We start from the raw sequence: 13,057 nt of genomic DNA, 5'->3' as shown, positions 1-13,057 counted from the left end.
AAACACTGATCCAAGCAGGCCTGAATAAATACCTCTTGGAAATGGCCAATATTCGTAATCACGATTCCTGGGTCCACAGCTCGGATCCGGCCATGGCTACAGAAAAAGCCAAGGATTTGGTGCGCATGGCTGTGGCCAAGGTGGCTCTGCTGGAACCTTTGCCGGAGCCGGAACTTTCCGTGACGCGCCGCGCTCTGGTGCTGGGCGGTGGGGTCGCGGGCATGACGGCGGCCTTGAGTCTGGCCGATCAGGGCTATCCCGTGAATATCGTGGAGAGCGGTGCGCAGCTTGGCGGTCAGGCTCTAAGGTTGCACAGCACGTGGCGTGGCGAGGATATTGCGGCCTTTGTGGAACAGTTGCGCCAAAGAGTGAACGCACATGAGCGCATCACCGTCCACTTGAACGCACGCTTGAGCCAGGTCGAAGGTTTTGTGGGAAATTTCAAGTCGGTGATTCAAAACGGCGCCGAACCCGTCACGGTGGAACACGGCGTGGCCATCATCGCCACCGGCGGCCGGGAATGGAAACCCGACGAATACCTCTATGGGCAGCACCCTGGAGTGTTGACCCAGTTGGAGTTGGATGAAAAATTGCGCGCCGACGATCCCGCGCTGGCACAAGCTAAGTCCGTGGTCTTCATTCAATGTGTGGGAAGCCGGGAACCGCAGCGGCCTTACTGCAGTCGTGTGTGTTGCACTCACACGCTGCAAAGCGCTTTGGAGATTAAGCGGCGTTCACCCGACACCAATGTCTACGTGCTGTACCGAGACATGCGAAGCTACGGAGAGCGCGAAATTCTTTATCAGGAAGCCCGTCGAGCCGGAGTGCTCTTCATCCGTTATTCCCTGAAAGACAAACCCAAAGTGACCTCTTTGGATGGAACCCTCACCGTGACGGTGACGGACCACATTTTGCGGCGTCCCTTGGTGTTGTCGGCCGATTTTGTGACGCTGGCCACGGCCGTCCTGCCCAATGTGGACGAAGCCCTGGCCCAGCTTTTTAAAGTGCCCATCAACGAAGACGGCTTTCTCGTTGAAGCCCATGCCAAGCTGCGTCCGGTGGATTTTGCCACCGATGGTGTTTTTCTCTGCGGCCTGGCTCATTACCCCAAACCCTTGGATGAAAGTATCGCCCAGGCTCAGGCGGCGGCGGCACGCGCCGCAACCGTTTTAGCCCGGGATCGGGTCCACTTTCCAGGAACAGTGGCACGCACCAATCCATTCTTGTGCAGTGCCTGCGGCACCTGCGTGGCCATTTGTCCCTATTCGGCGCCTCGTTTCAACGAAAGGGGTGTGGCGGAAATCAATCCAGCCCTGTGTAAGGGATGCGGCTTATGTGTGGCCTCATGCCGTTCTGGAGCCATTCAACTGCAAGGGTTTGATGACGCGCAGATTCTGACTATGATCGACAGCCTGTAAAAGGCCGGGCGGGGAGTGAATGTGATGAAGGCTTGGGAACCCAAAATCATAGCTTTTCTGTGCAACTGGTGCTCCTATGGAGCGGCGGATCTGGCCGGTGTCAGCCGCCTGCAATATCCCGCAAACATACGAGTGATTCGTGTGCCGTGCAGCGGCCGCATCAATCCCAAATTTATTCTGGCTGCTCTGCGCCACGGCGCCGACGGTGTGTGGGTGTCGGGGTGTCATCCCGGGGATTGCCACTACATTGAAGGCAACTACTATGCGCGGCGAAAGTTTGCCCTGCTCAAGAACTTTCTGGAACACACAGGCATCGAACCGGGACGCTTGCACTTTTCGTGGATTTCTTCGGCGGAAGCTTCCAAGTTTGCCAACACGGCCAAAGAGGTGGTGGAGGCGGTGCGGGCTGTGGGCCCGGCGCGGCATTTCATCAAGACGCAACCCATGTGGGAAGATATGGACGCGCCGGTTCAGGCGATCTGTCGAGCTGAGGTGGGATAGATGGATGCGTATATCGAGAAGATTCGAGAGGCGGCCCAGCGGCTTCTTGCAGAGAAGAAAGTGGACGGTGTGATCGGCTTTCGTCAAGGCACGATCCCCATGATGAGTGAGCCCGTCTTGATTCGCCACGCTCATCACGTCAATCAGCTTGTGTGGAACAGCTTTTGTGGGGTGAATCTCGCCAATTACCTGGTCAAGCGCAAGGACCGTGTGGCGGTGGTGGCCAAGGGATGTGACAGCCGAAACATCGTCTTGCTAATTCAGGAAAATCAATTCCGAAGGGATCAGGTTCATATTCTCGGAATACCCTGCCACGGCATGGTGGATCGGCGTAAGGTCTGGGGTTTTCTCCAAGGCCGGGAACCCCTGCAGGTGACGGAAAACGGCTTTCAATTGCACGTGTCCGGCAAAGGTTTTGACGAGGTTTTGCCTCGACAGGAGTTTTTGCAGGAAAACTGCCGCATCTGCACACATCGCAATCCCGTGATCTATGACGAACTGTTGGGCGAACCGGTGCCGGAACAAAGCGATGTGGACCGCTACGAGGATGTGCGCCGCGTGGAGGCTATGAATCCCGAAGAGCGATGGTGCCACTTTGAGGAGCTGCTGGCACCGTGCATTCGCTGTTATGCATGCCGCAACGCCTGTCCCATGTGTTACTGCCCCACCTGTTTTGTGGATGAATCTCGGCCCCAATGGGTGGGCAAGACCCTCGATCCTACGGACACCCGCACTTTTCATCTGCTGCGGGCGTTTCACCTGGCCGGACGATGCACGGACTGCGGCGCCTGCGAAAGGGCCTGCCCCATGGAGATTTCAGTCCGGCAATTGACCAAGAAACTGGAGAAGGATGTGAAGAGCCTATATGGCTATGAGGCTGGCTTGGTGATGGAAGGGCGGCCGCCGTTGGATACCTACAGACCGGACGACCCGCAGGACTTTATCAAATGAGCCGTATGCGAAACCGCATCAGCGAGAACCAACGCGACAGAGGATGGATTCATGCTGACAGTCTATGTGCCAAAGGAAAAAATGCCCCTTGTCATCGGCCGCGTCATGGACAGGGCTCGAGTCTTTGCGCCGGTCAAGGAGGGCCATGCCCATCGGTTTCGGCTCGTGAACCAGCCCCACCACGTGGATTTGACGTATCAAAACTCGCGGCTTTCTCCAAAGGAATTGATGCACCCGCCGGCGGAAGCCATGTTTGCGTACAGCCTTAAAAAGGGGGATCCCAAAGAAGGCATTTTGGAAGAGATTCCCAAAGGTTTAGGTCCCCGCGTGGTGTGGGGCATTCGCCCTTGCGACGCCAAGGCCTTTCAGTTGATGGACGTCAATTTCATGACCCGAGAATACGTGGATCCGTGGTGGCAGAAACGCCGACAGTCTACAGTTCTGGTGGGCTTGGGCTGCCATGAACCGTGCAGTACGTGCTTTTGCACATCCGTGGGGACAGGACCATTTGACCGCAGCGCCGTGGATGTGCTCATGACCGACTGTGGCGACGGTTATCTTATGGAATCCGTGACCGAAGCCGGTGAAGCCCTTTTGGCCCACGTGCCGAAGGCCGAAGCGGCTTCCGAGAATCGGGTCGCTCAAGCCCGCGCTATTTCTGAAAAAGCCGAAAAGAACCTTCCTCGACTCTTTGTCCCCGATCCCCTTCAGGACAAAGCGATGAACGAGCTGTTTCAGGAGGCCTTTTGGGAGGAAGTGCAGTTTGCATGCATTAACTGCGGCACCTGCACCTTTTTGTGCCCCACGTGCTGGTGCTTTGACATTCAGGACGAGGTGCACCGCGATGAAGGTGTGCGGGTGCGGTTGTGGGATTCGTGCATGTTTCCGCTGTTCACGCTGCACGGGTCCGGCCATAACCCGAGAAACCAAAAGCTGCAGAGGGTGCGCCAGCGCTTTATGCATAAATTTAAGTATTACGTGGACAAATACGGCAACGGGCCGGCGTGTGTGGGTTGTGGGCGATGCGTCCAATATTGCCCCGTTAACATCGACATTCGACGTGTGGCGGGCATGATGACGGCTTCGTGTGTGTGCCCGACCTAACCGCTTGTTCGACAACGGTTTTCGGTGCCGTTACCGTTTCATTACGTAGAAACACCCTGAGGCGCGATGAGGAGTCGCGGCTGGCCTCGCTCCTACTGAAGGTGTTCGCGAACAAGCTCCTCGGCGCTCAACCGAAACGGCACTTCCAGAGCTTTTAGGCGCCTTTCGGGTAACTTCGGGACTGGTGCTTTGGAAAGGGAGACTTGCGGGCCGTCTGGAAATGTACGGACCGGCGGAAGCCGGTCCCTTCGATTGATGTGGCTTGGGAAGGAGGTTCGTCCAAGGTGAATGGAATGAGCGAACCCCTGTTATTGAAGGAACGCCCTCCTGCGCGTCCGGGAACCTGTGCAGCGCGAGCGCGCGGTGCCTTTTTGGGGACAAGCGGGCCCAAAAGGACGCGAAGGAAAAGCGATCTGAGAAAAGCCCGGGAGCTTGTCTGAGATCGCAGCGACGGGAAGCGGTGCACGCCGCGGGCGCGGATCGCGCCGCTTTCACAGAGGGTCGTCGAAAAGCACGTCAATGAGCCATCGTCGGGAAAGCGGCTCAGGGCCATAAGGCCGACATACAACCCCCGTGGATTGTGCGGAGGACCAAAGTGAAGAATCCCTATCTGCCCTATCCTGTGAGAATTCACGAGATCATCACGGAAACCCAAGACCGCAACCTGAAAACCTTTAAACTGGTGTTTCTCAACCCGGACGATGAAGCCTCCTTTGTCTATATGCCCGGACAATTCGCCGAACTGTCCGTGGCCGGCCAAGGGGAAGTGCCCATCGGGATCGCGTCGTCGCCCACTGAAAAGGGTTACTTGATGTTTACCGTCAATCGCGTGGGCCGCGTGACGAGTTATCTGCACACCATGAAGCCGGGCGATGTCATGGGCGTGCGCGGCCCATTGGGGAACTGGTATCCCTGGGACGAGATGAAAGGTAAGAACGTGGTGATCATCGGCGGCGGCTATGCTTTCACCACCTTGCGTTCTTCCATCGTCTGGATGCTGGACCCTGCCCATCGCGGAGACTACGGCGACATCACGGTGGTCTACGGAGCCCGCAATCCCGGCATGTTGCTTTACAGGGACGAGCTGGTGGCCTGGGAACAGCGCGACGACATCACCATGCACCTGACCGTGGATGCTACGGACGATCCCCAGTGGAAATACAACGTGGGGTTCGTTCCCGCCGTGACCAAGGAAAAGGCGCCCAGCGCGGAAAATGCCTACGCCATCGTCTGCGGCCCGCCCATCATGATCAAATTCACGCTGCCTGTTTTGGCCGATTTGGGGTTTGCGCCGGAACGCATCATCACTAGTTTGGAAATGCGCATGAAGTGCGGCATCGGTATGTGCGGCCGCTGCAACATCGGCACAGAATACGTGTGCAAGGACGGTCCTGTGTTTTCCATGAAAAAACTGGCCTCCTTGCCCAATGAATACTAATCGGGCGGCAAGCAGTGCTCGGCCGATTTCCATCAACCCAGGTCAATGGAAACCGCAGTGGGGGCCGAGAAAGGGGGCGGCGGCGGAGGTGCCTCCAAAGTGGTGCATCTGGCTGTGTAGACCTCAACCAGGAGCTCGTTCGAGAAGGCCTGCTGGCGAAGCGGCGCAAGCCGCCATATCCTCATCGCACCTTGCGGCGCTCCTGCATAGTGAAACGAAAACGCCCTCGACAAGCCTTTCTCGAATACGGTCTTAGCAAAGGAGGATTCCAATTCGCCGTCAGAGCCTGAAGAGCGTGCGCAAAAAGGACCATTTCATTGGACGTGAAAGCGCTGTATCCTTAAAAACGGGTGGTGGATTGGCGCATCGTTGAGCCTTGGAAGGAAGCGAAAGAGCAAGCATAGCTGTTTACAGGCTGTGCGTGCATCGAGCCCCGGAAAGAAAAGCGGGTTTCCGGGGCTTTTTCTTTGCCTGCATGCCCTGCAACTTCTAAAATCAGTACAATGGAGTTGGAACGGCGAAATGGAAGGCCGGTGGAAGAGGAGCGGCGCCATGGGCAGAAAAAAGGACACATCGGACAAAGGACGGAAGCTTTCCGAGAACGAAAAGGCGGAATTGAGTTTTTTCATGGACCGCCTGCGCGTGCAGGACCCTCAAGGGCCGAGCCTGGAGAACTGCTTGAAGAGTCTGAAACAGGCTTTAACGGGGCGGGAAGCCTTGGCGGCGGCTTTAATGGACGCCTTGAGCCTCGAAGGCGGCCCGGTGTGTTTTCGAGCCTTTTGTGCGTTGCAGGGTCTCGTTCAGGACAAGCACCTGGCCAGAATGGTGCGCCGGGCGGCCTATCGGTTTCGCCAAAAGGGTTTTATCCTGCCCGACACCTTGACGGCGCCCGAAGCATCGACCCCGGTCGTGCTCATCAAGGCCGAAAAAGTGAAAAACGAGGGCTGCATGATTTTTAATGACAAGGTGGGGATATTCCACTACGGCGCCTTCGTGCATGCCGCGGACGAGGGGCAGACTTACGGCGTGGTCCTTCTGCTGGGCGCCGGATTGGACGATCACAACCTTGTCGTGGCCCCCATGTCCCGAAAGGGTTTCAAAGAGTTTTTTCGCGGCGCCGCCGAAGATTCGGGCGGCCGAGTCCATGAGATCCCCTTGGGCCACCTAGCGCGTGTGCTGCAGGCCTTGGCGAAGTTGGACCGCGTGCCTGAGGAGACAAAGGCGAATGTGGCTAAGGCGCGCAAGCTTTTGGAACCTCATGCCTTACCCAGTGCGCGTCCCTTTTTCATGCAGCTGTGGGAACAGAAGGGTCTGTCACCCTTGCGTGACGTGGAAACGCGCGATCTTGTGGATTTCATCACCCGGAACCCTTCCATAATTCCCTATCACGCGCCTCTTTTTACCGACAAGATGGCTTTTGAGGCCGAGGTGAAGGCTTTGCAGACCATCGCGAACAGCGTCATTGAGGTGCCTGCGCACATCCAGAGCGAACGCCTTCTGGAGGCTCTGCGGTCGGCCACACGGCGCCTTCTGCCGGTGAAGCTCTGTGGCGTTCTTGGCAAGCATTTCGAGGAGATGGCGCTCTGGTGGCTTTTGGACGGAAGGGATCCTTTTGAGGCCGAAAAAAGGTTCGCTTTGGCCCAGCACGCGCAACAGGTTCAGGATTCGGGAAGCAGCCCGGTGATGATTCGCGTCGTGGAGATAGCCATGGCCGTTTACCATGAATTTTTCACCGACGACTTGCTATCGGACTTGCGGCGCTTTCACGAACATAAAGCGGCGCATGAGGAAGGACTGGAGCGAAGTCCAACAGGTCTTTATGTGCCTCGTGCGGTTTTGGAGTGAGGGAAAGGAGTGTGGCCATGAGGCGGTGGAGCTTTCAGGTGAAGACGTCGGCGCGAAGCGACGCCGTGGACGTGACGGGCCTGGTGGCCGACAAAGTTCAGGAAAGCGGCCTATCGGACGGCATCTGCTGCGTCTACGTGCCCCACACGACGGCGGGCGTGACCATCAACGAGGGTGCGGATCCGGCGGTCATGGAGGATGTGCTGCGCACGCTGGACCGTCTCATTCCGTGGAAAGCCGACTACAGGCACACGGAGGGCAATGCGGCTGCCCACATCAAGACAACCCTGACAGGGTCCAGCGTGACCGTTTTTGTGGAAAAGGGACGGCTCCTTCTCGGTACATGGCAAAGAATCTTCCTCTGTGATTACGATGGGCCCAGGACGCGCACGGTTCATGTGCTCGTGCAGGGCGCTACCTCGTCCTCTTGAAGCGCCCGCCCGAGGAAGTGAATTTCAGCCGAGTCATCTTGTCACTCGCTCTGGTGGTTTGGAGCTCGCCCAGAGAGGGCGTTCGAGGGTTCTTGAGCCTGTATCGAGGATTTCCGCGCCCATGCTTTCGGAGGGACCGGCTCCTGCCGGTCCGCAGGTTCTCGGACGGTCACGAGGCCGTCCCTCCGAAGGGCAGGGGCGGGCCTCTCGATCCAGCTGGAGGGAATCACGTGCTCGTGGTGCGCACCTTTTCAGATGCGCAGGAGCGCGTTCCTCCGATACGCAGTGTTCGTTCATTCGGTTTACGGCAAAGGGAACGCGTCTCCGCGCTGCGTTTCCACAAAGGCGGCCCCGTGCGGGCGGGCATCCGGCGCGTGGGCCTTTGAGCCCACCGTAAGGCCCCGGCCCTCTGAAGGGCTTTTTCATTCAAAGACGGTGCTCTTGCCAGTAACGGAATTGTCAGGGAGGTTTCATGGAACGATTAGAAGCCATTTTTTCGCCCGCATCCATCGCCGTGGTCGGAGCGTCCACCGTCCCCGGAAAAGTCGGCCACGATCTTTTTGCCAATATCTTGCGCGGTGGCTACACGGGAGTCCTCTTTCCCGTGAACCCCAAGGCCCGGTCGGTCCTGAGTGTCAAGGCGTATCCGACGTTAACGGACATTCCCGACCCGGTGGAGCTGGCCATCCTGGTGGTGCCGCCCAAGGCCGCACTGGCCGCGGTGGATGAGGCGGCTCACAGGGTGTCAAGGGCATTGTCATTGTGTCGGCGGGTTTTCGGGAGGTCGGGCCCGAGGGGCGGGCCATTGAAGAGCCCATTGCGGCGCGGTGCCGTGAGGCAGGCATACGCCTGGTGGGGCCTAACTGTTTGGGGGTCATCAATCCGCATCCGTCGGTGCGCATGAACGCCAGCTTTTCCAATCGCATGCCGGCTTCGGGGCATATTTCCTTTATCTCCCAGAGCGGCGCCTTGTGCACGTCGGTTTTGGATTTTGCCGCGGAAAGGGATTTCGGGTTTTCTAAGTTCATTTCCGTCGGCAACAAGGCCGATGTGGATGAACTGGATCTGCTGCGGTACCTGCACCAGGATGAAGACACTCAGGTCATCATGATCTACCTGGAAGAGCTGCGTCGGGGACCGGAATTCATTCGGGAGGTCAAGGAAATCACGTCGGGGGACCGGCCGACCCCGGTTTTGGTCATCAAGTCCGGTCGCACGGTGACTGGAGCTCGAGCCGCCGCCTCACACACGGGATCCCTGGCCGGATCGGAAGCCGTCTACGAGGCCATTTTCAAGCAGGCGGGCATCCTTCGCGTGGATTCCGTCGAAGAACTCTTCAATTTTGCCGCAGCCTTTGCCGCCGGGAAAACGCCCTTGGGCAACAAGGTGGCCATTGTGACCAACGCCGGCGGCCCCGGCATTGTGGCCACCGACATGACGGTTTCTTCGGGCCTGGAATTGGCCAGATTTCGCGAAGAAACCGTGGCAGCTTTGCAGAGCCACCTGCCTTCCACGGCCAACCTGCATAACCCCGTGGATGTCATTGGGGACGCCACGCAGGACCGCTACGAAAGAGCCCTGGAGGCGGTCATCAAAGACGAAGGGGTGGACGGCGCCCTGGTGATCCTCGCCCCCCCCCAATCCATGACCAACGCGCTGGAAACCGCTAAGGCCATCGTGAAGATCGACCAGCGGACGCAAAAGCCGATTTTGTGTTGCTTTATGGGGATCTTTGATGTTTCGGCCGGGGTTAAGGTGCTTCAGGAACACGGCCTTCCCGTGTATCGCTTTCCGGAACATGCGGCCAAGGCCTTTGGAGCGCTCTACCGTTACTCAAGCTGGCTGAACCGCCAAAAGCTGGCGCAATTTTTCTTGGAACACGACAAGGAGGGCGCTCGACGCATTCTTGAGGCGGCTTTGACGCAAAACCGAACATTTTTGACCGAATGGGAAGGCGCCGAGCTGTTGCGCTGCTACGGCTTTCAAACCCTGCCGTCCTTTGTGGCCACAACGCAGGAAGAGGCCGTGGAATACGCCGAAAGCCTCACTTTTCCGGTGGCTATGAAAATCGTCTCGCCGCAGATCCTCCATAAAAGCGACGCCAAGGGCGTCCGGCTTCATGTGTCCTCCGCCCAAGAGGTGGCAGAAGCCTTTGACAGCATTGTGGCTGACGCCAAAGCCTATAATCCCCAGGCGGAAATTGTGGGAGTGTTGGTCCAAAAAATGGCCCCTGCCGGAGAAGAGGTCATTTTGGGTATGACCCGATACCCCGTCTTTGGGCCGATGCTCATGTTCGGTCTTGGGGGCATTTTCGTGGAAGTGTTCAAGGATGTGGATTTCCGCGTGGCGCCCATCGGCCGCAACGAAGCGCGGCGCATGATCCGCGGCATTCGAGGCTATGATCTTCTTAAAGGTGTTCGTGGGCGCCCTGAAGCGGACACGGGGGTGCTGGAGCGCTATCTCGTCAGCCTTTCCAACCTAGTTTTGGACCATCCCGAAATCAAGGAATTGGACATGAACCCGGTCATGGTGCACCCAAAGGGTTCGGGCGCTACGGTGGCCGATGTGCGGGTGATCTTGGAACCCTTGCAAGGGTCATGAAAAGAAGGGCCTGAGGTTGACGATCTTGAGGGGGGCGCTTAAAGTGAGAGACAAATCAGGGCATCAGGGTGGCTCAGGCAACTCGTCGAATGGACTTTGACCCCTGCACGACGTGAAGGAGAATGCCCATGGCAGAAAGACCAGGCGCCGTCACCATGAAAGGCACCCCCTTGACCCTCGTGGGACCCGCTATTTCCGTCGGAGATGCGGCTCCCGATTTCGAAGCCCTCAACAATGATCTTCAGCCCGTGCGCTTGTCCCAGTTCAAGGGAAAGACGGTGATTTTATCCTCAGTACCGTCTCTCGATACGCCGGTGTGCGACATGGAAACCCGCCGTTTCAATCAGGAAGCGGAAAAGCTGGGTGACGACGTGGTTGTGCTGACGATCAGTATGGACCTGCCTTTCGCCCAAAAGCGCTGGTGCGGGGCGGCGGGCGTGACGCGGGTTCTCACCCTTTCCGATCATCGAGACGCCTCTTTTGGACAAACTTACGGCGTCCTCATCAAGGAGTTGCGTCTTTTGGCGCGAGCCGTCTTCGTTGTGGCCAAGGACGGCATCATTAAACACGTGCAGCTGGTGAAGGAATTGACCCAAGAACCTGACTATGCCGCGGTCTTGAACGCCGTCAAGTTGTGAGGTCATGAGGGTGGTCATGATCCGGAAGCTGGTCCGAGAACACCTTTTCGCCTACGCACGGTCTGGCAAGTTCAGGTGGTTCATGATAAAAATCGGCACACTCGGATAGGTTTCAGGGAAGCCGTCCGAGAACACCCTTATTCCGAGCGGCGCACGCCGCGAGACCTCATCGCGCCGTGCGGCGTTCCGACACCCTCAAGCCGAAAGGACGTGGCCAAACCATGGTCGGACAGGGTTCGAAAAGTGGTGGCTACGCGGCTTCAAAGTGTGAAAAATTTTACTGTTGCGCTTTAGTACTGCGGAGTGTGCTGTGCACAGGCGGGCCCATGGTTTGCCGTGCCTGACGACGCGGCTCGGCCCATCCCAGCCGCAAAAAGAGAATGATGGATCAAGCCAAACAAGGAGGAATGGATCAATGGCGGAAAGACGACAAGTGTACAAGTGTGATCTTTGTGGCAACATCGTGGAAGTGCTCTGGGGCGGCCAGGGCGAATTGGTCTGTTGTGGCCAACCCATGGTGCTGCAAAAGGAAGGCGTGGTGGATGCCGCCAAGGAGAAGCATGTTCCGGTGGTGGAAAAGACTGCCGACGGCTACAAGGTCAAAGTGGGCGGCATCGCCCATCCTATGGAGGAAAAACATTACATTCAGTGGATCGAATTGGTGGCCGACGACATTTCTTACTTTCACTTCCTGAAACCCGGGGAGGCTCCGGAAGCCACCTTCTGTGTGCAGGCGCAAAATGTCTACGCGCGCGAGTACTGCAACCTTCACGGCCTGTGGAAGGGGTAAGAACGCATGTTGAGTGAAAAAATGGCCAGAGCGTTGAATGAACAGCTCAACGCCGAACTTTATTCTTCCTACCTGTACTTCGCCATGGCGGCTTACTGCCGTGACCTCGGCCTCAACGGATGCGCGCGGTGGATGGAGGCTCAGGCCCTGGAAGAACTGTCTCATGCGGTCAAGTTTTACGACTTTATCAGTGAACGGGGAGGGCGGGTGCTCTTGAGCAGCATCGAAGCGCCGCCAAGCCGTTGGGATTCTCCTCTGGCCATGTTTGAAGCTGTGACCAAGCACGAGAACAAAGTCACGGGCCTCATTCATCAGCTGGTGGATCTGGCCATCGCGGAAAGAGATCATGCCACAAACAATTTTCTGCAGTGGTTTGTTTCCGAACAGGTGGAAGAAGAGGCTGGCGTGGCCGAGATCGTTCAGCGGATGAGGCTTGCAGGCGAAGCCCAGGGGGCCTTGTTCATGCTGGACAGGGAACTAGGCCAGAGGGTTTTTACCCTGCCTCCAGGAACGACTTTGGTGGCCCCCGCGGCCAAATAAAGAGCCAGTGCCATTGGTTTGTCCAAACCGGGTCTGTGCCTGACGACCCATGCAATAGAGCCGGCAGGAAAGGCGCGACGCCCTGCTGCCGGCTTTACGCTGCATTGTTTCGCCATGAGCCAGGGAGTGTGAGCGCCCGAGGCGTGCCGAAGAATGGTTGAAGAATTGGAACGAGAGGTGAACCGGCCTTCCACGGCATCCAGGGGCACAAACCGTCCACACAAAGGGATTCGAGGAGAAAACCGATGGAACCGGCAGGAAACACGCTGGTGAATCTTCTGTGCAGGGCCTTGGAACTTAAGGAAAAAAAAGAAAAGCTGTACCAGGAGGCCATGGCTTCCTGTGCGGATGACGTGGGGAGGCAAACATTTCGAATCCTCTACGAAGCGGAACAGGAACACGAAAAGGCCCTGTCGCACATCCGCCAAGAGCTGGAAGCGGGGAAGGACTGGACGGCCGCATGCCGCTACGAGCCTGCCGACCAGAGCTTGTTGGATCGTCTGGCCCAAAAGATCTCCCTGGATAAAGACCAGCTTCCCGAGGCATGCACGGAGGAGATCAAGGCTCTGGACGCCGGCGTGCAATTGGAAGAGGCGTGTGTTCGGCTGTTTGAAGACGAGATCCAGCACGTGACGGATCCATCCCAGAAGAAATTTTTGAGGTGCCTTGCCGCCGAGGAGCGGGAACACCGAAGGCTGCTTCAGGATTTGAGATTCTTCTACACGGATCCTCAAGGGTGGTTCATGGAAAAGAGCCGAGCGCGCTTGGACGGCGCCGGAGCCGTCACCTGACAGCGCACT

Annotated in this window: 13 protein-coding genes; all 13 read left to right on the top strand. The window is 57.6% G+C overall.

The window, feature by feature from the left end:
• A partial coding sequence (locus ACUVSA_RS13215; protein ID WP_445895177.1) for a CoB--CoM heterodisulfide reductase iron-sulfur subunit A family protein occupies positions 1–1,418 on the top strand: 1,418 nt, incomplete at its 5' end.
• Between the two features lie 24 nt (positions 1,419–1,442).
• Positions 1,443–1,919: a hydrogenase iron-sulfur subunit gene (locus tag ACUVSA_RS13210; protein WP_445892105.1), complete on the top strand. Its 477-nt coding sequence runs from the start codon at positions 1,443–1,445 to the stop codon at positions 1,917–1,919.
• Complete coding sequence (locus ACUVSA_RS13205; protein WP_445895176.1) at positions 1,920–2,870, top strand: 4Fe-4S dicluster domain-containing protein; 951 nt, start codon at positions 1,920–1,922, stop codon at positions 2,868–2,870.
• 51 nt (positions 2,871–2,921) lie between these two features.
• Positions 2,922–3,974 (top strand): 4Fe-4S dicluster domain-containing protein, encoded by a 1,053-nt coding sequence (locus ACUVSA_RS13200; RefSeq protein ID WP_445892103.1) that lies wholly within the window; start codon positions 2,922–2,924, stop codon positions 3,972–3,974.
• Positions 3,975–4,569: 595 nt separating this feature from the next.
• A complete protein-coding gene (locus ACUVSA_RS13195) occupies positions 4,570–5,412 on the top strand; it encodes an FAD/NAD(P)-binding protein (protein WP_445895175.1) in 843 nt (280 codons plus the stop codon).
• A 552-nt stretch (positions 5,413–5,964) separates the two neighbouring features.
• A complete protein-coding gene (locus tag ACUVSA_RS13190; RefSeq protein WP_445895174.1) occupies positions 5,965–7,257 on the top strand; it encodes a hypothetical protein in 1,293 nt (430 codons plus the stop codon).
• A gap of 17 nt (positions 7,258–7,274) precedes the next feature.
• Entirely contained in the window at positions 7,275–7,688 is a 414-nt protein-coding gene (locus ACUVSA_RS13185; RefSeq protein WP_445892100.1) for a secondary thiamine-phosphate synthase enzyme YjbQ, read from the top strand.
• Positions 7,689–8,160: 472 nt separating this feature from the next.
• Positions 8,161–8,592, top strand: a complete 432-nt coding sequence (locus ACUVSA_RS13180) for a CoA-binding protein (protein WP_445895173.1) — start codon at positions 8,161–8,163, stop codon at positions 8,590–8,592.
• Positions 8,541–10,289 (top strand): acetate--CoA ligase family protein, encoded by a 1,749-nt coding sequence (locus tag ACUVSA_RS13175; protein ID WP_445895172.1) that lies wholly within the window; start codon positions 8,541–8,543, stop codon positions 10,287–10,289. Before ACUVSA_RS13180 ends, ACUVSA_RS13175 begins: the two co-directional genes overlap by 52 nt.
• Positions 10,290–10,417: 128 nt before the next feature.
• Positions 10,418–10,927: a thiol peroxidase gene (tpx, locus tag ACUVSA_RS13170; protein ID WP_445892098.1), complete on the top strand. Its 510-nt coding sequence runs from the start codon at positions 10,418–10,420 to the stop codon at positions 10,925–10,927.
• Positions 10,928–11,342: 415 nt separating this feature from the next.
• On the top strand, positions 11,343–11,717 hold the full coding sequence (locus tag ACUVSA_RS13165) for a desulfoferrodoxin (protein ID WP_445892097.1): 375 nt from the start codon (positions 11,343–11,345) through the stop codon (positions 11,715–11,717).
• Between the two features lie 6 nt (positions 11,718–11,723).
• The gene (locus ACUVSA_RS13160) at positions 11,724–12,257 is read left to right on the top strand and encodes a ferritin (protein ID WP_445895171.1); all 534 of its coding nucleotides are present in this window, start codon (positions 11,724–11,726) and stop codon (positions 12,255–12,257) included.
• Between the two features lie 245 nt (positions 12,258–12,502).
• Complete coding sequence (locus ACUVSA_RS13155) at positions 12,503–13,048, top strand: ferritin family protein (protein WP_445895170.1); 546 nt, start codon at positions 12,503–12,505, stop codon at positions 13,046–13,048.
• Positions 13,049–13,057: the final 9 nt, after the last annotated feature.

The organism is Desulfosoma sp., assembly GCF_052743555.1.
The sequence above is the reverse complement of the archived record's forward strand: the minus strand, read 5'-3'. Positions and strand labels throughout refer to the sequence as shown.